21 protein-coding genes are annotated in these 22,612 nt (G+C 72.5%); 11 read left to right on the forward strand and 10 right to left on the reverse strand.

All coding sequences use genetic code 11. The features are described 5' to 3' along the window. Window positions 1-42: 42 nt before the first annotated feature. The 5 genes from ML5_RS17380 (at window position 43) to ML5_RS17400 (ending at window position 4,632) form a co-directional block, all read left to right on the forward strand. A complete protein-coding gene (locus tag ML5_RS17380) occupies window positions 43-1,017 on the forward strand; it encodes an ABC transporter ATP-binding protein (protein ID WP_013475548.1) in 975 nt (324 codons plus the stop codon). Beyond that, window positions 1,014-1,865, forward strand: a complete 852-nt coding sequence (locus ML5_RS17385; protein WP_013287929.1) for an ABC transporter permease — start codon at window positions 1,014-1,016, stop codon at window positions 1,863-1,865. The genes ML5_RS17380 and ML5_RS17385 overlap by 4 nt, the downstream gene beginning before the upstream one ends. A 10-nt stretch (window positions 1,866-1,875) precedes the next feature. Then, entirely contained in the window at window positions 1,876-2,121 is a 246-nt protein-coding gene (locus tag ML5_RS17390; protein WP_013287928.1) for a helix-turn-helix transcriptional regulator, read from the forward strand. Between the two features lie 73 nt (window positions 2,122-2,194). Then, entirely contained in the window at window positions 2,195-4,090 is a 1,896-nt protein-coding gene (gene dnaG, locus ML5_RS17395; protein WP_013475549.1) for a DNA primase, read from the forward strand. Further along, entirely contained in the window at window positions 4,090-4,632 is a 543-nt protein-coding gene (locus ML5_RS17400) for a hypothetical protein (RefSeq protein ID WP_013475550.1), read from the forward strand. The genes dnaG and ML5_RS17400 overlap by 1 nt, the downstream gene beginning before the upstream one ends. A gap of 3 nt (window positions 4,633-4,635) precedes the next feature. Here the strand turns inward: ML5_RS17400 and ML5_RS17405 are convergent, their stop codons facing one another. The 5 genes from ML5_RS17405 to ML5_RS17425 are packed head-to-tail and all read right to left on the reverse strand — an operon-like array spanning window position 4,636 to window position 7,600. Next, on the reverse strand, window positions 4,636-5,010 hold the full coding sequence (locus ML5_RS17405; protein ID WP_013287925.1) for a type II toxin-antitoxin system VapC family toxin: 375 nt from the start codon (window positions 5,008-5,010) through the stop codon (window positions 4,636-4,638). Next, window positions 5,007-5,261, reverse strand: coding sequence for a type II toxin-antitoxin system Phd/YefM family antitoxin (locus ML5_RS17410; RefSeq protein WP_013475551.1), 255 nt, complete (start codon window positions 5,259-5,261; stop codon window positions 5,007-5,009). Before ML5_RS17410 ends, ML5_RS17405 begins: the two co-directional genes overlap by 4 nt. A gap of 33 nt (window positions 5,262-5,294) precedes the next feature. Next, window positions 5,295-5,852, reverse strand: a complete 558-nt coding sequence (locus tag ML5_RS17415; RefSeq protein ID WP_013475552.1) for a TetR/AcrR family transcriptional regulator — start codon at window positions 5,850-5,852, stop codon at window positions 5,295-5,297. Then, window positions 5,849-6,640 carry an ABC transporter permease gene (locus ML5_RS17420; RefSeq protein WP_013475553.1) on the reverse strand — a complete coding sequence of 264 codons (792 nt, stop codon included), beginning with the start codon at window positions 6,638-6,640 and terminating at the stop codon, window positions 5,849-5,851. The genes ML5_RS17415 and ML5_RS17420 overlap by 4 nt, the downstream gene beginning before the upstream one ends. Window positions 6,641-6,676: 36 nt before the next feature. Next, window positions 6,677-7,600 carry an ABC transporter ATP-binding protein gene (locus ML5_RS17425; protein WP_013475554.1) on the reverse strand — a complete coding sequence of 308 codons (924 nt, stop codon included), beginning with the start codon at window positions 7,598-7,600 and terminating at the stop codon, window positions 6,677-6,679. 78 nt (window positions 7,601-7,678) lie between these two features. Between ML5_RS17425 and ML5_RS17430 the strand changes: the two genes are divergently transcribed. Continuing rightward, on the forward strand, window positions 7,679-8,218 hold the full coding sequence (locus ML5_RS17430) for a GNAT family N-acetyltransferase (RefSeq protein ID WP_013475555.1): 540 nt from the start codon (window positions 7,679-7,681) through the stop codon (window positions 8,216-8,218). Window positions 8,219-8,233: 15 nt separating this feature from the next. Here ML5_RS17430 and ML5_RS17435 read toward each other — a convergent pair whose 3' ends face one another. The 5 genes from ML5_RS17435 to ML5_RS17455 form a co-directional block, all read right to left on the reverse strand. Next, the gene (locus ML5_RS17435) at window positions 8,234-9,202 is read right to left on the reverse strand and encodes a TAXI family TRAP transporter solute-binding subunit (RefSeq protein ID WP_013475556.1); all 969 of its coding nucleotides are present in this window, start codon (window positions 9,200-9,202) and stop codon (window positions 8,234-8,236) included. Further along, the gene (locus ML5_RS17440; protein ID WP_013475557.1) at window positions 9,199-9,591 is read right to left on the reverse strand and encodes a roadblock/LC7 domain-containing protein; all 393 of its coding nucleotides are present in this window, start codon (window positions 9,589-9,591) and stop codon (window positions 9,199-9,201) included. Before ML5_RS17440 ends, ML5_RS17435 begins: the two co-directional genes overlap by 4 nt. Further along, a complete protein-coding gene (locus ML5_RS17445) occupies window positions 9,588-11,924 on the reverse strand; it encodes a nitrate- and nitrite sensing domain-containing protein (protein ID WP_013475558.1) in 2,337 nt (778 codons plus the stop codon). Before ML5_RS17445 ends, ML5_RS17440 begins: the two co-directional genes overlap by 4 nt. 64 nt (window positions 11,925-11,988) lie before the next feature. Then, window positions 11,989-13,008: a TAXI family TRAP transporter solute-binding subunit gene (locus tag ML5_RS17450; protein WP_013475559.1), complete on the reverse strand. Its 1,020-nt coding sequence runs from the start codon at window positions 13,006-13,008 to the stop codon at window positions 11,989-11,991. After that, window positions 12,984-15,275 carry a TRAP transporter fused permease subunit gene (locus ML5_RS17455; protein WP_041784203.1) on the reverse strand — a complete coding sequence of 764 codons (2,292 nt, stop codon included), beginning with the start codon at window positions 15,273-15,275 and terminating at the stop codon, window positions 12,984-12,986. Before ML5_RS17455 ends, ML5_RS17450 begins: the two co-directional genes overlap by 25 nt. Before the next feature lie 1,026 nt (window positions 15,276-16,301). Here ML5_RS17455 and ML5_RS17460 point away from each other — a divergent pair. From ML5_RS17460 to ML5_RS17480, 5 genes are all read left to right on the forward strand, one after another. Further along, window positions 16,302-17,393: a YihY/virulence factor BrkB family protein gene (locus ML5_RS17460; protein WP_013475561.1), complete on the forward strand. Its 1,092-nt coding sequence runs from the start codon at window positions 16,302-16,304 to the stop codon at window positions 17,391-17,393. A 209-nt stretch (window positions 17,394-17,602) separates the two neighbouring features. Beyond that, window positions 17,603-18,781 (forward strand): ROK family protein, encoded by a 1,179-nt coding sequence (locus ML5_RS17465; protein WP_013475562.1) that lies wholly within the window; start codon window positions 17,603-17,605, stop codon window positions 18,779-18,781. Continuing rightward, a complete protein-coding gene (locus ML5_RS17470; protein WP_013287912.1) occupies window positions 18,778-20,346 on the forward strand; it encodes a sugar ABC transporter ATP-binding protein in 1,569 nt (522 codons plus the stop codon). Before ML5_RS17465 ends, ML5_RS17470 begins: the two co-directional genes overlap by 4 nt. Further along, window positions 20,343-21,431, forward strand: coding sequence for an ABC transporter permease (locus ML5_RS17475; protein ID WP_013475563.1), 1,089 nt, complete (start codon window positions 20,343-20,345; stop codon window positions 21,429-21,431). Before ML5_RS17470 ends, ML5_RS17475 begins: the two co-directional genes overlap by 4 nt. 93 nt (window positions 21,432-21,524) lie before the next feature. Further along, on the forward strand, window positions 21,525-22,577 hold the full coding sequence (locus tag ML5_RS17480) for a substrate-binding domain-containing protein (protein WP_013287910.1): 1,053 nt from the start codon (window positions 21,525-21,527) through the stop codon (window positions 22,575-22,577). Window positions 22,578-22,612 lie beyond the last annotated feature (35 nt).

Raw genomic sequence — 22,612 nt, forward strand, 5'->3', positions numbered from 1 at the left:
GGGGGTACCTCGTCTTGTAGTAGGGATGCTACATTCCGGGGCATGACTGCGGTCGAACTCCCGGGGGCCGTCGCGTCCCCCCGACCTCCCGACGAGGATCTCGTCCTCGACGTGCGGGATCTGCGTATGCGCTACGGCGCCGTCGACGTGCTGCACGGCGTCGACCTGACCGCCCGGCGGGGCGAGGTGGTGGCGCTGCTCGGGCCCAACGGCGCGGGCAAGACCACCACCATCGAGATCCTCGAAGGCTTCCGGCTGCCCTCGGCCGGCACGGTGCGCGTGCTCGGCACCGACCCGGCCCGCGGCGACGAACGGTGGCGCGCGCGGCTCGGCGTGGTGCTCCAGTCCTGGCGCGACCACGGCAAGTGGCGGGTGCGGGAGCTGCTCGCACACCTCGGCGACTTCTACGCGCCGTACGCCACCGACCGGATCCCGCGCCCGTGGCCGGTCGACGAGCTGCTGGAGACCGTGGGCCTGAGCGCGCACGCCGGCAGCCGGGTGGCCCGGCTCTCCGGTGGTCAGCGCCGCCGGCTCGACGTCGCTGTCGGCATCGTCGGCCGCCCCGAACTGCTGTTCCTGGACGAGCCCACAGTCGGGTTCGACCCGGCCGCCCGGCGCGAGTTCCACGAGCTGGTGCACCGCCTGGCCGACCTGGACGAGACCACCATCGTGCTGACCACGCACGACCTGGCCGAGGCGGAGAAGCTGGCCGACCGCATCCTCATCCTGGCCGGCGGCCGGATCATCGCCGAGGGGTCGCCCGACCAGCTCGCCCGGCGCGTCGCGGGGGACGCCGAGGTGCGCTGGACCCGCGACGGCGAGCGGTACGTGCACGCCACCGGCGACGCCACCGCGTTCCTGCGCGACCTGCTCCGCGAGCACGGCGACCGGATACGCGAGCTGGAGGTGCGCCGGGCCAGCCTGGAGGACGCGTACCTGGCGCTGGTGCACGAGGAGGAGACCGGCATCCGTACCGGCCGGGCCGAGCGGGTGTGGCAGCAGGAGGCGAACCGATGAACCCGACCACCAACGCGCTGCGGGCCGGGCTGCGGCGCGGCGTGATCGAGCTGCGCGCCACGTTCACCAACGGCCAGGATCTCTGGACCTACTTCTTCCCCACAGTGGTGCTGCTGGTCGCCGTGTTCTGGATGCGCGGCTCGACGGTGCCCGGCACCGACTTCTCCCTCGGCGCCCGTACGCTGCCCAGCGCGCTCGGCATGGGCCTGCTCTTCGGCGGCCTGCTCGGGCTGGCCAACCAGCTCGTCATCGACCGGGAGGACGGCACGCTGCTGCGCGCCAAGGCCATCCCGGACGGCATGCTCGGCTACCTGGTCGGCAAGATCGTGCTGGTGTCGGCGGTCGCGCTGATCGGCGTCGTCATCCAGCTCACGCCCGGCCTGTTCTTCCTCGACGGGCTGCGGCTCGGCGACCCCGGCGCCTGGCTCACGCTGGCCTGGGTGGTGCCGCTCGGGCTGGTGGCGACGCTGCCGCTGGGCGCGGTGATCGGCTCGCTGGTCGAGAACCCGCGCAACATGGGCCTGGTGGTGATGCCGATCTTCGGTCTCATCGCGTTGTCCGGCATCTTCTACCCGATCAACGGCCTGCCCGGCTGGCTCCAGGGCGTCGCCCAGGTCTTCCCGCTCTACTGGCTAGGCTTGGGCATGCGCTCGGCGCTGCTCCCGGGCGACCTGGCGGCTGTCGAACTCGGCGGCTCCTGGCGGCACCTGGAGACGGTCGGCGTGCTCGGAGCCTGGGCGGTGCTCGGGCTCGTGCTGGCCCCGGTGGTGCTGCGCCGGATGGCCCGCCGGGAGTCCGGCTCGCGGGTCGCGGCCCGGCGGGAACGGGCCATGCAGCGGGTCGGATGAGAGGGCGTCGATGAGCGAGACCGTGCACAACCGGATCGCGGTGCTGCGCGCCGAACGGGGCATCTCCCGCCGGCAACTGGCCGACGCGCTCGGTGTGCACTACCAGACCGTCGGTTACCTGGAGCGCGGCGAGTTCCGGCCCAGCCTGCACCTGGCGCTGCGCATCGCCGCGTACTTCGAGGTGCCGGTCGAGGTGGTCTTCTCCATCGAGCCGTTCCCGCGCATCGGCGATCCCGCGGCGGCCCGCTCGGCCTGAGCCGGCGGGGACGGGCGTGGCCGGCCGCACGCCCGTCCCCCCGGCCGCCGCAACGTCGGTCCGGCAGGGCAGGATGTACGCCGAGGGGGTGGCGGTCATGGCGGGGCGGATCCGGGACGAGGACATCGCGCTCGTCCGCGAGCGCACCGCCATCGCGGACGTCATCTCCGAGGTGGTGACGCTCAAGTCGGCCGGCGGCGGCAACCTCAAGGGGCTCTGCCCGTTCCACGACGAGAAGAGCCCGTCGTTCAACGTCTCGCCCGCCCGCAACGTGTTCTACTGCTTCGGCTGCGGGGTCGGCGGCGACGCGATCAAGTTCCTGATGGACGCCGAGCACCTCAGCTTCGTCGAGTCCGTCGAGCGGCTCGCCGCCCGCGCCGGCATCCAGTTGCGCTACGTCGAGGACGACCGGTCCACGCCGCGTACCCGCCCGCAGCAGGGGCAGCGGCAGCGTCTGGTGGCCGCGCACGCCGCCGCCGTCGAGTTCTACCGGGCCCAGCTCACCACCGCCGGCGCGCGCCCGGCCCGCGAGTTCCTCGCCGGGCGCGGCTTCGACCGGGCCGCCGCCGAGCGGTACGGCTGCGGCTTCGCCCCCGACGGGTGGGACCTGCTCACCAAGCACCTGCGCCAGCAGGGCTTCACCCACGACGAGCTGGTCACCGGCGGCCTGTCCCGCCCGGCCCGCTCCGGCTCGCTGATCGACCGGTTCCGCCGCCGCCTGATGTGGCCCATCCGGGACATCACCGGCGACGTGATCGGCTTCGGCGCCCGCAAGCTCTTCGACGACGACGACGGCCCGAAATACCTCAACACCCCCGAGACGCCGATCTACAAGAAGTCGCACGTGCTCTACGGCATCGACCAGGCCAAGCGGGAGATCGCCAAGCAGGGCAAGGTGGTGGTGGTCGAGGGCTACACCGACGTGATGGCCTGCCACCTCGCCGACGTGCCGACAGCGGTCGCGACCTGCGGCACGGCGTTCGGCGGCGACCACATCTCGGTGCTGCGCCGGGTGCTGTTCGACAGCGACGAACGGGCGGGGGAGATCATCTTCACGTTCGACGGCGACGCGGCCGGGCAGAAGGCGGCGCTGCGCGCCTTCGAGGACGACCAGCGCTTCGTCGGGCGTACCTTCATCGCGGTCAGCCCCGACAACATGGACCCGTGCGAGCTGCGCCTGGCAAAGGGCGACCTGGCCGTGCGTGACCTGGTGGCCCGCCGTGAGCCGCTCGTCGACTTCGCCCTCCGGCACGTGATCAGCCGGTTCGACCTCGACACCGTCGACGGCCGGGTCGAGGCCATGCGCCGCGCCGCGCCGCTGGTGGCGAAGATCAAGGACCGGGAGAAGCGCCCGGAGTACGTGCGCAAGCTCGCCGGTGACCTCGGCATGGAGATCGAGCCGGTGCAGCGCGCGGTGCTCACCGCCGCGAACGGGCAACCGGCGCCCGGTACGCCCGCCGCACCCGCGCGCCCTCGTCAGGGGGCGCCCAGCGTGGACAGTCCCCGGTCCATGGTGGAGCGGGAGGCGCTGAAGCTGGCGTTGCAGGAGCCGGTCCTGGCCGGCCCGATGTTCGACGCGGTCGAGGCGACCGACTACCAGCACCCGGTGCACGTCGCGGTACGCGCCGCAGTCGCAGCGGCCGGCGGCGCGTCCGGCGCCACCGGCGGCGCCGTCTGGATCGAGCGGGTCCGCGACGCCTGCGACGACCTGGCCGGGCAGGCGCTGATCGGTGAGCTGGCGGTGGAGCCGCTGCGCATCGACGGCGAGCCCGACCCGCGGTACGTCTCGATCACCATGGCCCGGCTCCAGTGGAGTTCGGTCACGGGCCGCATCCGCGACCTGAAGTCGAAGATCCAGCGAGTCAACCCGGTGAGCAACAAGGACGAGTACTTCGCCCTGTTCGGAGAACTGCTCTCGCTGGAACAGCACGCACGGGCACTGCGCGAGCAGGCCGCCGGAGGTTTGTGATGGGTCTGTTCAACCGCCGGCCGAAACTGCCCTCGGCCGACCGGCCGCCGCTGGCCGCCGACGAGCGGGTGCTCGCCTGGGCCGCCGCCGGCACCGGCGAGGGCGGCAACGACGGCGTGCTGGTCGCCAGCAACCGCGGGCTCTGGCTGCCCGGCCGCGTGGATCGCCTCGGCTGGCACGACATCCTCAAGGCGGTCTGGTCCGGCCGCGAGCTGACAGTCACCCCGGCCGAGCCGGTCGCCGAGCGCGACGGCTACCTGGTGGTCGCGGACGGCCTCCCCGAGACGTACCTGCTCGTCGACCCGGGCGACCTGCCGCACCAGGTCCGGGCCCGGGTCACCGGCTCGGTGGCGTACACCTCGCACCACGAGGTGCCCGGCGGCTCCGGGCGGATCGCGGCCCGGCGGGTGCCCGGGGTCGACGGCCTGACCTGGACGGTCCGCTACGACCCGGGGACGCCGACCGACGACCAGGCGGTGACCGACGAGACCGCCCGGCTGGTCGCGGCGGCGCGGGCCGCCACCACCCCCGCCGACGCCTGACACCTACACCTTGAGGACGTCGACCTCGTAGAGCGGGATGGAAGCGTCGCGCGTGGCCAGGGTCAGATTCTCCGTGATCGCCTGAGCCACCAGCATGCGGTCGAAGGGGTCACGGTGATGCGGCGGCAGGCGGCCCGCGGTGATGGCGTGGTCGTGGGTCACCGGTAGTTCACGGAAACCCATGTCGCGTACCCGTTCGGCCAGATCGGGCGGGCCGGAGAGCTTCCCCGCCTGCTGCTTGATGGTGATCTCCCAGAGGCTGACCGGGGAGAGGAAGACATCTGGGTCGTGGCGTAGCCGGTCGAGGAACTCGACACCGAGGGTGGCGTCGCCGGTGATGGCCCAGAGCGCGACGTGGGTGTCCAGCAGCAGGGTCATGCGCCGATTCCGAAGTCGGCGGCGATCTCGGCGTTGGTCTGTGGCGAGTCCCAGTCACCGGAGAGGTCCACCTGCCCGGCGAGGGAGCCGACCGCCGTGCGGTTGGCGCGGCGCACGAGCGGCACGACCTTCGCCACGGGGGTGCCCGCCCGGTCGATGATGATCTCTTCGCCGCGTTCCACCCGCTCGATGATGCGCGACAGGTGGGTCTTGGCGTCATGCATGTTGTAGTGCGCAGCCTCAGCCGACATTGCGCGACCTCCTCGGTTAGCTAAGTCCTTAGTTTAGGCACGTGGGCGGGCGCCGTCGAGGAAGAGCGCGACGATCCGGGCGGGTCCGGTCTCGTCGGTGAGGTCGGCGGCGCGGGCCAGGTGCAGGAACGCGTTCATCAGGAACTCCGGTTCGCCGGTGACGACGCCCTCGGCCCGGGCGTCGGCGAAGAACCGGGTCACCGGCGCCAGCATCAGGGCGACGTAGAGTCCCGAGACGCGCTCGCTGGTCGCGGCGGAGACGAGCGGCAGCGTGTCGTAGATGCGCTGCTCGAACGTGACGGCGTCGCCGTGCTGACCGGCGGCGACGGTGGCGAGCGCGTGCAGCCGGTGCGGCACGTCGCCGGGGCCGGCCAGCGCCGCCGAGATCCGGGCGCCGACGTCCCGGATGTACCGCTCCGCCACCGCGATGTAGAGATCCTCCTTGCCGCCGGGGAAGTGGTGGTAGATGGACGGCTTCTGGATGCCGACGTTGCGGCCCACGCCGACCAGGGAGATGCCCCGGTAGCCGGTCGCCGCGAGCTGCTCGGCGAAGGCGTCCATGATCTGGGTGCGGGTGTCGGCTGGGCTCATCGGTTCTTCCTCGCGTGGTGGAGGGCGAGGGCGCAGGCCGCGGTCCCGGCGACGGCGAGGGTGACGATCGCCGCCACGCCGATCGGGGCCGCGGTGAGCGCCGCGTCGCCGCCGAGCTGGCGGGCGGTGTCGACGATATAGGTGAGCGGGTTGGCCACGGCGATCACCCGCATCCAGCCGGCGAGTTCGTCGACCGGCGCGAACACGCCGGTGAAGAACGACAGGCCGAACACGGCGAGCGTGACCAGGTTGGTGGCCGACGCCGAGGCCGACCGGATCGCGAGCGCCGTGCTCAGCAGCGCGACACCGACGCCCAGGGCCAGCATCAGCAGCAGCATCCCGGCGACGCCGGACCAGCTCGCCGGCCGGTAGCCGATCGCCGCGGCCCCGGCCACTGTCACCGCCATCTGGAGGACGACGGCGATCAGCGCGGCGACGACCGGGCCGACGAGGAACGGTGTCGTGGTGCCGTGGGCGAGCCGCAGGCGGTCGAGGTATCCGCTGCTGAGGTCGCCCAGCACCAGCGTGCCGGCGGCGCCCGCGCCGGTGGCGACGCCGGTGAGCAGGATCAGCGGCAGCAGGAACGCGATGAAGCTCGTCCCGTCCAGGTAGGTGCTGCCGACGGCGTCGAGCTGCCCGGCGTAGACGAGCAGGAAGAACAGGGACTGGGCGACCGGGGCGACAAGCAGTGCGGGCGTACGGAGCACGGCGCGCGTGGAGCGTCTGATCGCCGCGAGGACGACAGGGGCCGGGGAGCGGCGGGGCGGGGCGACGGCGAGCGGGAGCACGGGTTCGGGCCTTTCGGGGTGCGGTGGGATCACGCCTCAGCGGGCGGCGAGGGCGACGAAGACGTCGTCGAGGGAGGGCTCGGCGAGGTGCAGCCGGGTGATGTCGGCGGCGGCGTCTCCGGCCTCGGTCAGGGCCTTCGCCAGGGCGCGCGGATCGTCGGGGACGCTGAGGCGTACCCGGTCCGGGCGGTCGGGGTCGGCGCGGAACCCGGCCTCGGACGCGGCGGCGAACGCGGCAGCGGCGGCGGCGCCGGACAGGTCGAGCGTGAGCGTACGGGCGCCGACGCGCTGCTTGAGCGACGCCGGTGAACCCTGGGCGACCACCCTGCCCTCCCGGAGCACCGCGATCTCGGTGGCGAGCACGTCCGCCTCGTGCAGGTCCTGGGTCGAGATGAGCAGCGACGTGCCGGCCTGGTTGAGGCGGGTCAGCTCGGTCCAGAAGTCGATGCGCGCGAGCGGGTCCAGGCCGGTGGTCGGCTCGTCCAGGATCACCACGGCGGGCTCGGCGACGAGCGCCACGGCCAGGTCGAGCTTGCGGCGGGTGCCGCCGGAGAGCGTGGCGACCCGGGCCGCGCGGTGCTCGCCCAGGCCGAACAGGTCGACCAGTTCCCGCGTACGGCGGGTCCGCTCACGGCGGCCGAGCCCGAGCGCGACACCATGGAAGTCGAGCACCTCCGTCGGGGTGGCCAGCGGGTCCAGGGCGTTCGACTGCGGCGCGAGGCCGATCAGGCGCCGGGCGTCCCGCGCCTGCGTGACGGTGTCGAAGCCGCCGACGCGTACCGAGCCGGATGTCGGGGTGCGCAGCGTCGCGATGATCTCCAGCAGCGTGGACTTGCCGGCGCCGTTGTGGCCGAGCGCGACGAACCGGCTGCCCGGCGCGACTGTCAGGTCGAGCGCGCGCAGGGCGTCGCGCGTCCCGTAGGTCTTGGTCAGGGCGGTGGCGAGCACGAGCGGGGTCATACGCACCACCCTACCGACCGGTCGGTAGGGAGGCCAAATCCGGTTGTCGGCCCACCCGTCCGCCGTTAGCGTCGCGGCATGTTCGCCACCGACCGGGTCCGCCTGCGTACGCCCACCCCCGACGACGCGCCGGACATGTTCCGGCTGCACAGCGACCCGGAGCTGCACCTGGTCACCGACGACGAGCCGTTCCTGCCGCACCACGTCGGGCAGGTCCGGGCCCGGCTGGAGAAGCGTGCCGCCGAGCAGCCGGAGGCCGCCGCTCCGGTGTCGCTGCTGGCCGAGACCGTCGCCGACGGCACGTTCCTCGGCACCGGCGTGCTCTGGGGCATCAACGCCTTCAACGGGTACGCCCACCTCGGCATCACGCTGCTGCCGGAGGCGCGCGGCCAGGGCTACGGCACCGAGGTGATCCGGCTGCTCTGCCGGTACGGCTTCCGCAACCGCAACCTGCGCCGGCTGGAGATCGAGACGCTCGCCGGCAACACGGCCATGCGGCGTACCGCCGAGCGGTGCGGCTTCGTCCACGAGGGCACCCAGCGGGACCGCGAGTACGACGGCGACGGCTTCACCGACCTGGTGATCTACGGCCTGCTGCGGCGCGACTGGACGCCGTAGCAGGCGGTCCCGCGCTCAGCCGGTGCGGTAGAACCGCTGCGCGCCCGGATGCAACGGGATCGGGCGGGTCGCCGCAGCACTGGACCGGTTGAAGTTCGCCGCCTCCGGGTGCACCTGGATCAACTCGCCCTGCCAGGTGAACAGCACACGGGTCAGGTCGTACGCGAGCTGCTCCGGCATGTCCGCCGCCACCAGGATCACGTTCGACACGGTGATGGTCGGCGTCGGCTCGGGCGTGCCGTAGACCTCCTTCGGCAGCGTCGCGGTGGTGTAGACAGCGCCGAAGCGGGCGCTCAGCGGCTCGATCAGCTCGTCGATCGGCAGCAGCCGGAACGTGCCCGGTGCGGACGAGAGCAGATCCTTGACACCGGGAGTGGGCAGGCCGCCGGAGAAGAACATGGCGTCCAGGCCCTTGGCGCGCATCCGCTTGACGGTCTCCGGCAGCGACAGGTTGAACCGCTGGATGTCCCGGTTCGGGTCGATGCCACCGGCGGTGAGCAGGCGCCCGGCGATGATGTCGGTGCCGGACTTCGGCGAACCGGTGGAGATGCGCTTGCCGCGCAGGTCGGCGAAGCTGCCGATCTTTCCGTCGGCGCGGACGATCACGTGCGTGTAGTTGCTGTAGACCCGGGCCAGCGCCCGTACCGGCTGCGGCTGCTTGTCGAACGCCCCTCGCCCGTCGACCGCGTCCGCCGCCGTGTCGGCCAGGCTGAACGCGATCTCCATGTCCCCGCTCGCCACCCGGGTGATGTTCTCCACCGACGCGCCGGTCGGCTCCGCCCGCGCCTCGTACCCGGGCAGGTGGCGGGTGATCAGGTCGGCGTACCCGCCGCCGAGCTGGTAGTACACGCCTGTGGTGTTGCCGGTGGCCAGGAAGATCCGCCCGCCGTGCCACGCCTCCGGGGCGGAGTCCTCGGCCGCGCAGCCGACCACCAGCACCGCCGTCATCAGCGCGGCCAGCAGCCGCAGCGGGCGGCCGGTCACCGTCGCACCGCCGGTTCCAGCGCCTCCGCCACCCGCTGCACGAGCGTCGCCGTCTCGTAGCCGATCTGCCCCAGGTCGCAGCCGGGCGCGGCCAGCACGCCGAGCAGCGCCCGCTCACCCACGGCCATCACCAGCATCACCCCGCCGTCCATGTCCACGATCTGCTGACGTACCCGGCCGGCGGACATCAGCCGGGCCGCGCCCACTGTCAGGCTCGCCAGCCCGCTGATCACCGCCGCGAGCTGGTCGACCTGGTCGGGGGCGAGGTCGGGTGAGGACGCCAGCCGCAGCCCGTCCTCGGAGACCGCGAGCGCGTGCGAGACGTCCGGCACCTGCTCGGCGAAGTTCGCCAGCAGCCAGTCCAGGCCGGCGGAGGACGGTGAGGTCATGGTCTTCTCCCGTTGGGTGTGGTGTTCGGGGCACGGCGGGTCGCGCTGGCCACCCCCTCGGCGAGGGCGGACAGCCGGGCGCGTACCACTTCGGGGTCGAGCAGGTCGATCGCCGGCGGCGGCGCGGTGGTGTCCGGCATCGGCTCGGGCAGGTGGCCGCCCACCTGCCGCCGTGGCAGCCCGGCGGCGGTGGTCGGGACGGGCGTCGGCGGCACGCTCACCGGCCGGATCCGCGCCGCGCTCGGCGCCAGCAGCGCGCCACCGGGCGTGCGGACGGCGGCGACGCCGCGTACCGGGCCGACGGTCGTGGCGCTGGTGACGAGACTGCGGCCACCGGCCGGCCCGGACTTGAACCAGGCCGCGGCGCGCTGTCGCCGCTCGGCCGTCGGCCGGGACGCCACCGACTCGACCCGGGTCAGCACCGATTCCGGTACGTCGACCTGCGCCACAGTGCCGGTGCCCGGGTTGTGCAACTGCACCCGGATCCCGTGCCGGGCGGCCAGGTGGGCCACCACGTGCAGGCCCATGCTGCCCGCCGCCGCGCTGGACAGCGTGGCCGGCGCGGCCAGCCGATCGTTGATCTCGGTCAGCCGGCTCTCGCTGACACCGATGCCCTGGTCGTGTACGCGCAGCACCAGCCCGTCGACGGTGCGCCGCCCGTCGACGAGCACCCGGGCCTCCGGTGGCGAGTAGACGGTGGCGTTCTCCAGCAGCTCGGCCAGCAGGTGCACCAGGTTGCCGGCCGCCGCGCCGTGCACCGCAGCGGTCGGCACGTCGATCTCGACCCGCGGGTAGTCCTCGATCTCGGAGGCCGCCGCCCGCACCACGTCGTCCAGCAGCAACGCGCCCTCGTGCCCCCGGCCGGGCTCGCCACCGGCGAGCACCAGCAGGTTCTCGCCGTTGCGGCGCAACCGGGCGGCGAGGTGGTCCAGCGCGAACAGGCGGGCCAGCGCGTCCGGGTCGGTCTCCTCGCGCTCGAAGTCGTCGAGCAGCCGCAGCTGCCGGGTGATGAGCGTACGGATGCGCCGGGCCAGCGCCTCCGCCATCCGGGTCACGTCCAGCCGCAACTCGGCCTGCTGCCCGGCCAGCCGCAACGCGGCCCGGTTCACCGTGTCGAACGCCTCGGCGACCTGCGCCACCTCGTCCTTGCCGCGCCTGATCCCGTCGGTCATCCGGGTCGCCGGACCCTCCGCCGGGGTCCGCTCGCCCGCCGCGATCGCGGTGATCCGTTCCGGCAGCTCCCGGTTCGCCATGGTGAGCGCGGCCACCCGCAGCCGGCGCAACCGGCGGCTGGTGCGTACCGCCAGCAGCACTGCGGTGACGAGCGAGCCGAGTGCGACGGTGCTCGTCGCGCCGGCGGTCAGCACCGCACGCAACCGGGCCGTCCCGGCCAGGTCCGCCGCGTCCCGGTCCAGTCCGTCGGTCAGGTCCCGGCCGAGCAGGTTGTACCGGCGGATCGCGCCGCTCTGCGCCACGTACCAGGCGTCACCGTCGGTCTTCACCGTGCCCGGCGCGCCGTCGGAGTCGAGCACGGCGTCACGTATCCGGCGGGCAGTGGTCACGTCGGTGCCGTCGACCAGCCGGTACCAGGCCCTGTTCGCCGGGGCGGAGGCGATCCGCAGGAACTCGGCCTGCCGCTGCTCCCGGGCACCCCGCAGCCGGCCCAGCCGGGCCAGCTCGCCACTCTGCAGTCCACCCCTGACGAACACCGCCCGCAGCAGGTCGCGCTCCAGCGCGGACAGGTGCTCCTGGGCGGCCACCGCTGCCACCTCGCGCGCCTGGTTGGCCAGGTCGGCGTCGCGGAGCTGACTCGGCAGCGCGTCCGCGACCGCGAGCAGCGACTCCACGAGCGACACGTACGCCGGGTCGCCGCGCTCACCGGCCAACGCCAGGTCCCGGGTGGGTGCGAGCTGCGCCAGGCGCCCGCCCACGTCGTCGAGCACCCCGGCCAGATCCGGGGCGGCCCGGCGCGCGTCACCCTGCGCCGAGCGGTAGCGCTCCACCGCCGTGTCCACCCGCCGGCGCTGCGCGTCCACGAGCGGGCGGCCGGACGTACCGCCGCGCTGGCGCAACGCGGCCGTCTCGGCCAGTTCGCGTTCCAGCTCGTGCACCAGCCGTACGGTCGCGGTGGCGGTGCCGGCCAGCACGCGGGCCCGGTCGGCGTCGGCGGACGCGTCGAGCGCGGCGCCGGTCTGCGCCGCCCCCAGCACGACCAGACCGGCGGTGGCCACCAGGATCGGGGCCAGCAGTTGGACGCGGACCGAGCGGAGGCGTCCGGTGCGGTCCGCGGAGCGGTGATGCCGGCGTACGCGGGCCGGGTGGGGCAGCGGCACGGGGGTCTCCGGGTCGGGTCGGTGGGCCGGGCCCGGACGCGCGTCCGGGCCCGGCCCGTTCGGGTCAGCTCGCGCCGAGGTCGCTCAGCGCCCGCTCCGCGCCGCGGTGCAGCGGCACCGGGTCGGTCTTGCGGGCGTTGCCCAGCTCGATGCCCTTCGCCGCCGGGTTCGCCTGGGCCAGGGCGTCCTTGGAGTCGAACACCGTCCGGGTGATCGCGCAGGCCACGTCGGCGTCCAGGTTGTCCCGCACCAGCAGCACGTTCGGCACCACGATGGTGGGCACGTCGGCCGGGGTCCGGTAGATGTCCTTGCCGATGGTGCCCGCCTGGTACGCCGGGTTCAGCTCGGCCATCTTCGGCAGCAGCGGGCTGATGTCGACGAACTTCACCTTGTCGCCCGACGTGGTGAACAGGTCGGTGACCCCGCCGGTCGGCACGCCGCCGGACCAGAAGAAGCCGTCGATGCTGCCGTCCTTCATGCCGTCGACGGTCTTGGTGAGGTCCAGCCGCTGAGCCTGGATGTCCTTGGCCGGGTCCAGTCCGGCGGCGGTGAGCAGCCGGTTGGCGATGACCTCGGTGCCGGACTTGGGCGAGCCGGTGGAGATCTTCTTGCCCTTCATGTCGGCCACCGACGTGATCCCCGCGTCGGCGCGGACCACCACCTGCGTGTAGTTGTCGTAGATCCGGGCCAGCGCCTTCACCGGCTGCGGCGAGCTGAAGCTCCCCTTGCCCTGCACCGCGTTGACGGCGGTGTCGAACAGCGAGAACGCCACGTCGTACTGGCCGGCGACGAGCTGTTCGACGTTCTGCACCGAGGCGCCGGTCTCGGCGGCCGTCCCGGTGAGCTTGCCGTCGGTGGACTTGCTCAGCTCACCGGCGAGCGCGTTGCCGACCACGTAGTAGACGCCCGTGGCGTTGCCGGTGGCGATGCCGACCCGGGTATCCTTGGTGACCTTGCAGCTGACCTCGCGGGCGGCGTCGTCCTTCGCCGCGCCGTCCTGACGGCCCCCGCAGCCGGCGGCACCGGCGGCGACCAGGACCAGTGCCCCGACACCCGCCACTATCCTCGCGTCGATCCGTCCCACTCTCTCTCCTCCCCAAGGTCCACGGATTCTTCGACCGCCGGGCGGCCGGCGTGCCCGGCGGCGCCACGTCGGACGTACACGCCCGCGACCGCGAGCGCGGCGAGCGCCGCGCCGATCGCCATGGGCAGTGGTTCCAGCCAGAGCAGCACCAGCCCGGCGATCGCGCCGACGATCCGCTCCGGCACGCCGGCCGGGCCCACACCGGGTAGCCAGCCGCCGGCCGCGACCGCCAGCACCGCGACACCCAGTGCCGACACCAGGCCGGCCGTCACGATCCGCCCGGCCCCGCCGATGCCGAGCAGGCCGAGACCGGTCGGTGTGATCACGAAGGCCAGCGGAATCAGGTACGCCGGCAGCGCGTACCGCAGGGTCTGCCACATGGTCGGCACCAGCCGGCCGCCGGTGACCGCGGCGGCGGCGACAGCTGCGAGCGCGGTCGGCGGCGAGACCTCGGACAGCACCGCGAAGTAGAATACGAACATGGCCGCGGCGGGCGCTTCGACGCCCAGGTTGAGCAGCGCCGGACCGATGATCACCCAGCCGATGACGAACGAGGCGGTGACCGGCACGGCGAGGCCGAGCAGGCTGAGCGCGACGGCGGCGAGCACCGCGGTCAGCGCCAGCACCACTGCCGGCTCGGAGCTGACCGCCTGCGCCCCGTCGATCAGCAGCGCTGCGGCCTGCGGCCCGAGGCCGGTCTTCGTGGTGGTGGCGGTGATGATGCCGGCCGCGGCGCAGACGGCGCTCACCGCGAGCACCCCGCGTACGCCGTCGCGCAGCGCCTCCACCAGCCGGGCCGGCGTGAGGCGGTGCCGCCGGTCCAGGAAGGACAGCACGGCGGCGAGCACGGTGGCGATGACGACCGCGCGCATCGCCGACGCGCCGAGTGCGAGCACCACAATGATCACGAAGAGCGAGAGGAAGTGGTAGCCAAAGCGGGCCAGCAGCCGCCAGGCCGAGCCGGTGTCGATGACCACCGGGCGGACCCCGGAGCGCCGGGCGTCGATCTCGACGGAGAGCAGGATGCCCAGGTAGTAGAGGATCGTCGGCACCGTCGCCCAGCCGAGCACCTGGAGGTAGGAGACGCCCAGGTACTCGGCGATGATGAACGCCGCGGCGCCCAGCGTCGGCGGCGACAGGATCGCCCCCACACCGGCGGCGGCGAGCATGCCGCCCGCCCGCTCGGCCGGGTAGCCGGCGCGGCGCAGGATCGGCCAGGTCACCGCGCCGATGCTGACCGTGGTGGCGGCGCCGGAGCCGGAGACCGTGCCGAGCAGGAAACCCGAGGCGACGGCGGTGCGCCCGGCGGCCGTCCGGGAGCGGCGGAACGCGGCGGCGGACAGCTCCACGAAGAACCGGCCCGCGCCGGACAGGTTGAGCACCGCGCCGTAGATGGTGAACAGCACGATGTAGGAGGCGGCCACGTCCAGCGGGGTGCCGTAGAAGCCGCTGTCGGAGTTGTAGAACGCGTCGACGAGTTGCCCGAAGTCGAGCCCCGCGTGCGCCACCGGCCACGACTGCGGCAGCAGCCCGCCGTAGTAGCCGTACCCGAGGAACAGCACGCAGACCGCCGGCAGGATCCATCCGGTCGTGCGCCGGCACGCCTCCAGCAGCAGGAGCAGCAGCCCGGTGCCGAACGCCACGTCCAGCGGATCGAGCAGGCCCTGCCGGTCGAGGAAGGCGTCGTACCCGCCGCCACCGGCGCCGATGGTGACCGGCAGCACCGGGTAGAGGCAGACGACGAGCGCCGCGAGGGCCAGCAGCCAGTCCACGGGCGTCGGTCCGCGCCGGTCGTCCGCGTCGGCCGCGTCAGCCTTGGCGCGTCGCAGCCGCACCCCCGAGGGGTACGCGAGGAACACGATCGGCAGGACGCCGGCCAGGAAGAAGATCAGGTAGTACTTGCTGCCCTGGGCCAGCGGGAAGAACACCTGCCAGAGCGTCAGCAGCCCGACCGCGACGGTGATGCCGGTGAAGAGGACACCGACCGGTCCGGCGAGTACGCGTCCCGGCTTCTCCTCCTCGAACCGGGCGGCCAGTTCGCGGGCGTCCTGGGTCTGTTCCGGGCTCTCGCTCTTGTCGCGGGTCTCGTTCTCGCCCGTGGTGTCGTGCTCGCCTGCGGTGTGGTGCTCGTCCGCGGTGTGGTGCTCGCCTGCGGTGTGGTGCGCTGCTCGGCTGTGGTGGTGGGTCTCGCCCGGCCCGTCGTCGGCCCACTCGGGTCCGGCGACGCTTCCGTCGTCCGGCGGCAGCGACACCACCTCGGCGTCCACGTCGGACCCCGGTCGTCCGCCGGACGGCGGCCGGGGTTTGGGGGGAGTCGCGTCGGAGGGGCGAACGGGCGGCACGAGGGGGCACGATACGCGAATAGCGCGCATGTTGGGAACATTGCCGATCGTGATTGCAATGAGTGACGGAATGGAGCTTCGCTCACTCGCGTCACTTATTTCTTGAAACTGTTTCGCAATGGCGGGAGAAGGGCTCTCTCGGCTCTCTCCCGATATCGCTTACAACGATGAAGAATGAACGTGCCCGGGATGCTTGTCGTCACGCAACGTGTCCACTGAGGTGGGTGCGTCTTTCGTGGCGGCTCGCGCGGACGGCGCCCGTAGCGCCCCGCTCGCGCCGTGCTGTGTGCGCTCGCGCCCGCCACGCTCACCCGGTTGGGAAATGGCTGGAAAGCGTGTTCGCCGTCTCGCGTTTCCACGATCGACTCCACTTCGCCGAGGTGGTGGCATCGGAAGACGGATCACGCGTTACCTCAGCGCCCTGGCCTTCGCCGCCCGTACCCCGCGCTCTCGCTTCCGCACGCGGTGGCCGGTCGACCGGTGGCCGACCCTCGGTGAGTGGAACGTCATGGGTGCTTCCGGCCCCGTTTGACACCCATGACGTTCCACTCGTCGTGACGGTCGTCGTGATGGTGGCGATCGGTGGTCGCGGCGGAGCGACGGCTCGCCGGGATTTCGGGTGGGGAGTGGCGGGGCGGCGGTGGGAGCGCTGCCCCCGCCGCCTTTGCTCTGCATCCATCGGCGCACATGGTTACGGAGCGTGTCTGTCGCGCGCGTGGCTGCAGAGCCGAGGTGGCGAGCGGGCGGAAGCTGCCGACGGGGGAGGCGGCGACAGGGCGCGGGCAGTGGAGCGGGTGGGGGTTGAGGGCAGGGCGCGGCCGTGGAAGGGGCCGGCAGGGAGGTGGGTGGGGACGGTCGCCGGCGGTCGAGTGGCCGGTTTGCGGGTGCGGTGGTTATCGCTGCCCTCGTCAGGGCATGTCGTGCGGGACGACACGACGACGAGGAGGTGCCATGGCCGCCCGCGACGACGCCCACGACGTCCACGAGGACACCCGCGACGGGCGTGAGGACGCCCCCACCACGCGCGGCGACGCCCGCGCCGGGCACGACCGGCCCGACGGGCGGAAGCACGCCGGACCGGTGGGGCCGGACGACGGGCCGGACAGCCCGGCCGACCTGTCGGCGACGGGCTGGATGGCGACCCTCAAGCGGACCGTGCGGGAGTTCCAGGACGACAGCCTGACCGACTGGGCCGCCGCGCTCACCTACTACGGCGTGCTCTCCATCTTCCCGGGCGTCCTCGTGCTGATCTCGGTGCTCGGCCTGCTCGGGGACCGGGCCACCGAGGGGGTACGGGACACCGTCGGGCAGGCGGTGCCGGAGGAGAACATCCGCCGCATCATCGAGAGCGCTATCGACCAGGCGGGCCAGTCCGGCGGGCTGGCGAGCATCGCGGCGATCGTCGGTCTGGTGGCGGCGTTCTGGTCGGCGTCCGGTTACGTCGCCGCGTTCATGCGCGCCTCGAACAGCATCTACGACGTGCCGGAGGGGCGGCCGATCTGGAAGACGCTGCCGGTGCGCCTCGGCGTGACCGCGGTGATCGGCGTGATGCTGCTGATCAGCGCCGTGATCGTGGTGTTCACCGGCGGGCTTGCCGAGCAGGCCGGGAACGCGATCGGGCTGGGCGAGACCGCCGTGACGGTGTGGAACATCGCCAAGTGGCCGGTGTTGCTGGTGCTGGTGAGCCTGATGTTCGCGATCCTCTACTGGGCCTCGCCGAACGCCCGGCACGGCGGCTTCCGCTGGGTCAGCCCCGGCGGCGTGCTCGCGGTGGTGCTCTGGCTGGTGGTCTCCGGCCTGTTCGCGCTCTACGTCAGCAACTTCGGCTCGTACAACAAGACGTACGGCGCGGTGGCCGGCGTGATCATCTTCCTGGTGTGGCTCTGGCTGAGCAACGTCGCCATCCTGCTCGGCGCCGAGTTCGACGCCGAGCTGGAGCGCAGCCGCGCCATCGCGGCCGGGCACCCGGCCGACGAGGAGCCCTACGTCGAGCTGCGCGACGACCGCAAGCTGCGCAAGAAGGGCCGCGCGCACTCCCGCTGACCCCCAGAACGCATCGCCCCGCCCGGAAGAATCCCCGGCGGGGCGATGCGTTTTCATGATCCGGAACTCGCTTTTGTTCGTATGGACAAAAGTTTGCATCAGACGTGCCGAAGCTATGGACATGCGGCCCGGAAGGCTCCTACTGTGTCGGACACAACACACATCGCTGTCGTCGATGTGACGGACTTCCGATGCGGAGGTGACTGCCGGTGCGGACGGTCGACCCCCTGCACGTACGGCTTCTGCGACTGCTCCGGGACGAGGGCGCGGTGTCCCGCGCCGAACTCGGCGACCGGCTCCAGATGCCCCGCCCGCGCCTGCTCGCCGAGCTGGAACGTTTGGTCTCCCTCGGCTACGTGGCCGAGGCGGGGCTGGCCGCCTCCCGGGGCGGGCGGCGCTCCACCCTCGTCGAACTGAGCCCGCACCTGCGGTTCGCCGCCGTCGACCTGGGCGCCAGTTCGATCGACGTGGAGGTGGTGAACGGCCGGCTGGAGACGGTGGCCGCCTACACCGAGACCGCCGACATCCGCTCCGGCCCGAAGGTGACGCTCCAGCGGGTCAACGAGCTGCTGCACAAGGCCAAGGTGGACGGCGCGTACGAGCGGCTCGACGCGGTGGGCATCGGCGTACCGGGGCCGGTCAGCTTCCGCGACGGCGTGCCGGTCTCCCCGCCGATCATGCCCGGCTGGGACCGGTTCCCGGTCCGCGAGCTGCTCACCCGTGAGCACGGCTGCCCGGCCGTGGTCGACAACGACGTCAACATCATGGCGATCGGCGAGCGGCACGGCGGCGTGGCCCACTCGGTCGACGACTTCCTGTTCATCAAGATCGGCACCGGTATCGGCTGCGGCATCTACCTGCACGGCGAGGTCTACCGGGGCACCGACGGCTGCGCCGGGGACATCGGCCACATCCAGGTCGACCCGAACGGCCCGATGTGCAGCTGCGGCAACGTCGGCTGCCTGGAGGCCGTGTTCAGCGGCGCCGCGCTGGCCCGGGAGGCGACAGTCGCGGCCCGCACCGAGGTGTCCCCGGCACTGGCCGAGCGGCTCGCGGCCCGGGGGGTGGTGACCGCGCTGGACGTGGCGCAGGGGGCGATCGAGGGGGACGTCACCTGCATCCAGCTCATCCGCGACGGCGGCCGGCGGGTCGGGAGCGTACTGGCCGGGCTGGTCAGCTTCACCAACCCGTCGATGATCGTGATCGGCGGCGGGCTCGCCCAGCTCGGGCACATCCTGCTGGCCGAGATCCGCAGCGTGGTCTACCGCCGCTCGCTGCCGCTCGCCACCGGCAACCTGCCCGTCGTCCTGTCCGAGCTGGGCCCGCGCGCCGGCGTCGCCGGCGCGGCGGTGCTGGCCAGTGACCTCGCATTCGGGGAGGCAGCGTGAACGACACCGGCAAGCCGCTCGTCGAGGCGCCCGCGGACGCCGTCGCGGGCGAGGTGGTCCTGCGCCTCACCGACGTGGTCAAGACGTTCCCGGGGGTACGCGCGCTCGACGGCGTGCAACTGGAGGTGCGGGCCGGAGAGGTCCACTGCCTGCTGGGGCAGAACGGCGCCGGTAAGTCCACACTCATCAAGGTGCTGGCCGGGGTGCACCGGCCGGACTCCGGCGAGGTGCTCTGGCGGGGCGAGCCGGCCTCGTTCGCCAACCCGCAGGCCGCCATGCGTGCCGGCATCGCCACGATCTACCAGGAACTCGACCTGGTCGACGACCTGTCGGTGGCGGAGAACGCGTTCCTCGGCCACGAGCCGCGCCGGTTCGGCTTCGTCCGGCGGGGGCACATGGCCCGGCGTACCCGGCAGATCCTGGCACGGCTCGGCCACCCGGAGATCCCGCCGGGACGGCTGGTGCGGCACCTGCCCGCCGCCGGGAAGCAGATCGTCAGCATGGCCCGGGCGCTGTCCCACGAGGCGCGGCTGATCATCATGGACGAGCCGAGCGCGGTGCTGGCCCACGACGAGGTGGCGAACCTGTTCCGGATCATCCGGGAACTCACCGCGCAGGGCATCGCGGTCATCTACATCTCGCACCGGCTGGAGGAGATCCGCGAGATCGGCGACCGGGTCACCGTACTCAAGGACGGCCGGACCACGGCGGCGAGCCTGCCGGCCCGCGAGACGCCGACCCGCGACCTGGTCGCCCGGATGACCGGGCGGACCATCGAGTACGTCTTCCCGCAGCGCCCGGCCGACCACGGGGGCGGCGCGGAGCTGCTGCGGGTGGACGGGCTGACCCGGCACGGCGAGTTCGCCGACGTCTCGCTCGGGGTCCGGGCGGGAGAGATCGTCGGCATCGCCGGGCTGGTCGGTTCCGGCCGGTCGGAGCTGCTGGAGACCATCTTCGGCGCGCGCCGGGCGCACGCCGGGACGGTCCGGGTGGACGGCCGTGCGCTGCGTCCCGGCAGTGTGGGCGCGGCGGTACGGGCCGGGATGGGCATGGCGCCGGAGGAGCGCAAGAGTCAGGCGCTGCTGCTCGGCGAACCGATCTACCGCAACGTCACGCTCGCCACGTTCAGCAGGTACGCCCGCCTCGGCTTCACCGACACCGGACGGGAACGCGCCGAGGCGGACCGGATCGCCGCGTCGCTGGAGCTGCGGCCCCGGGACGTACGCCGGCCGGTGCGCACGCTGTCGGGCGGCAACCAGCAGAAGGTGGTGGTCGGGCGGTGGCTGCTCGGTGACACCCGGCTGCTGCTGCTCGACGAGCCGACCCGGGGCGTGGACGTGGGCGCCCGCGCCGAGCTGTACCAGGTGATCCGCGATCTGGCCGCCCGTGGCGTCGGGGTGCTGCTGGTCTCCAGCGAGGTGCCCGAGGTGCTGGGCCTGGCCGACCGGGTGCTGGTGATGCGGGAGGGCCGGGTGGTCCGCGAGGCCCCGGCCGGCGAACTGGACGAGAACACAGTGCTCGACCTCGTCATGGCGGGGTCTCTCATGGAAGGCGCACCGGCATGAGCGATGTCAGAGAATCCTCGCTGCCCGCGCAGTCGCCGCCGGTGGAGCGGACGGAGACCGCGAAGGTCGGCGCGCCGGCGAAGCTCTCCTGGTGGCGCGGTGACGGCGGGGAGGGCGTCAAGCGCAACCTCGGCCTGCTCGCCACGCTCGTCGTGCTGGTGGTCATCGGCGTCCTGACCCGCCCCGACCTCTACGGCGACCCGAATTGGGTGTGGGGCAACACGCTCACCATCCTCAAGCTCGCCTCGGTGGTCGGCGTGGTCACAGTCGGCATGACCTTCGTGATCATCGGCGGGGGCATCGACCTGTCGGTCGGCGCGATCGTCGCCCTCGCCGGGGTCTGGTGCACCACAGTGGCCACGCAGAGCTACGGCGCGGGCGGCATGATCTTCACCGCGCTCACCGTCGGGCTCGCCGTCGGCGTGGTGAACGGGCTGCTCGTCTCGTACGGGCGGCTGGTGCCGTTCATCGCCACGCTCGCCATGCTCGTGGCCGCCCGGGGGCTGGCGGCGGAGATCTCCGACAAGCAGACCCAGGTGTCGGGCAACACGTTCATCAACGGCATCGCCAGCACGAACGTGCTCGGCATCCCGCTGCTGGTCTACATCCTGGTGGCGGTGGTGGCGGCCGGCTGGGTGCTGCTGAACCGGACCACGTTCGGCCGCCGTACGGTGGCGGTCGGCGGCAACCCGGAGGCGGCCCGGCTGGCAGGCATCAACGTCCGCCGGCACACAGTGCTCCTCTACGCGCTGTCCGGCCTGTGCTGCGGCATCGCCGCGGTCATGCTGACCGCACAGGCCACCTCCGCGCAGGCGGCGATGGCCAACCTCTACGAGCTGGACGCGATCGCCGCCGCGATCATCGGCGGCACGCTGCTCAGCGGCGGGCGGGGAACGATCATCGGCTCCCTGCTCGGGGTGATCATCTTCTCCACCATCACCAACCTGTTCGCCATCAACAACCTCTCCGCCGAGGCCCAGAACATGGTCAAGGGCGGCATCATCGTCGCCGCCGTCCTGGTCCAGCAGGTGCAGTTCGGCAGTCTCACCCAGTTCCTCGCCCGCAACCGGGCCACCACCACCTGACCCCACCCGCGCACACCCCGGCTGCCGTCGTACCGACTGTGGTCCGGCCCGCCACACCCGAAACCACCCCACCACCTCATCCCAGGAGGCGTCATGAGAACACCGCGCCATGACCTGTCCCGCCGCCGGCTGCTCTTCGGCGGGGCCGCCGTCTCCGCCGGGGTGCTGCTCGCCGGCTGCACCAGCAACGAGCAGAACCCGACCGAGGCGCAGACCAAGGCGGCCGGTTCCGGCGCCAACACCGAGACGGGCAAGAAGGTGAGCATCGGCTTCTCCGCCCCGGCCGCCGACCACGGCTGGATCGCCGCCATCACCAACAACGCCAAGGCGCAGGCCGGGGCGTACCAGGACGTGGAGCTGAAGTCGGTCGAGGCCGGCGCGGACGCGGCGGCCCAGCGGGCGGCGCTGTCCACGCTGATCTCGCAGAAGCCCGACGTGATCGTGCTGCTGCCGCACGACGGCAAGGAACTCAACGCGTTCGGCCTGGAGGCGATGAAGGCCGGCATCCCGGTGGTCAACCTGGACCGGGCCTTCCCGGACGCGCGGGCCTACCGGCTGCAGATCAAGGGCGACAACTACGGCATGGGGGTCGCCGCCGCCACCTACATCGCCGAGCAGCTCAAGGCCAAGGGCGTCAGCAACCCGGTGATCGGCGAGATCCCCGGCATCGAGTCGCTGGAGCTGACCCAGGAACGCTCGAAGGGGTTCGCCGACACGCTCGCCTCGTACGGGTTCAAGGTCGCCAACCGGCGGCCCGCGGAGTTCACTGTGGACTCGGGGCAGCAGGCCGCCACCGGCCTGTTCCAGGCGCTGCCGAAGATCGACGCCGTCTGGAACCACGACGACGACCAGGGCATCGGCGTGCTCGCGGCGGTCAACCAGGCCAACCGCAAGGAATTCGTCATGGTCGGCGGCGCCGGCTCCAAGAAGGCCATGGAGGACATCGCCGCCGACAACACGGTCCTCAAGGCCACAGTCACCTACAGCCCGTCGATGGCCTCCTCGGCCATCTCCCTGGCCCGCCTGATCGGCCAGGGCAAGGGCATGTCCGACCTGGTCGAACTCCAGGTACCGAAGGAGATCGTGCTCGCCTCCGAGACGATCACCAAGGAGAACGCGAGCGACTACCTGAAGCTCGGGTTCTGACACACGGGGGGAGACCCACCTTGTCCAGTCACGAC

This window comes from Micromonospora sp. L5, assembly GCF_000177655.2.
In the GTDB taxonomy this organism is placed as follows: Bacteria; Actinomycetota; Actinomycetes; order Mycobacteriales; family Micromonosporaceae; genus Micromonospora; species Micromonospora aurantiaca.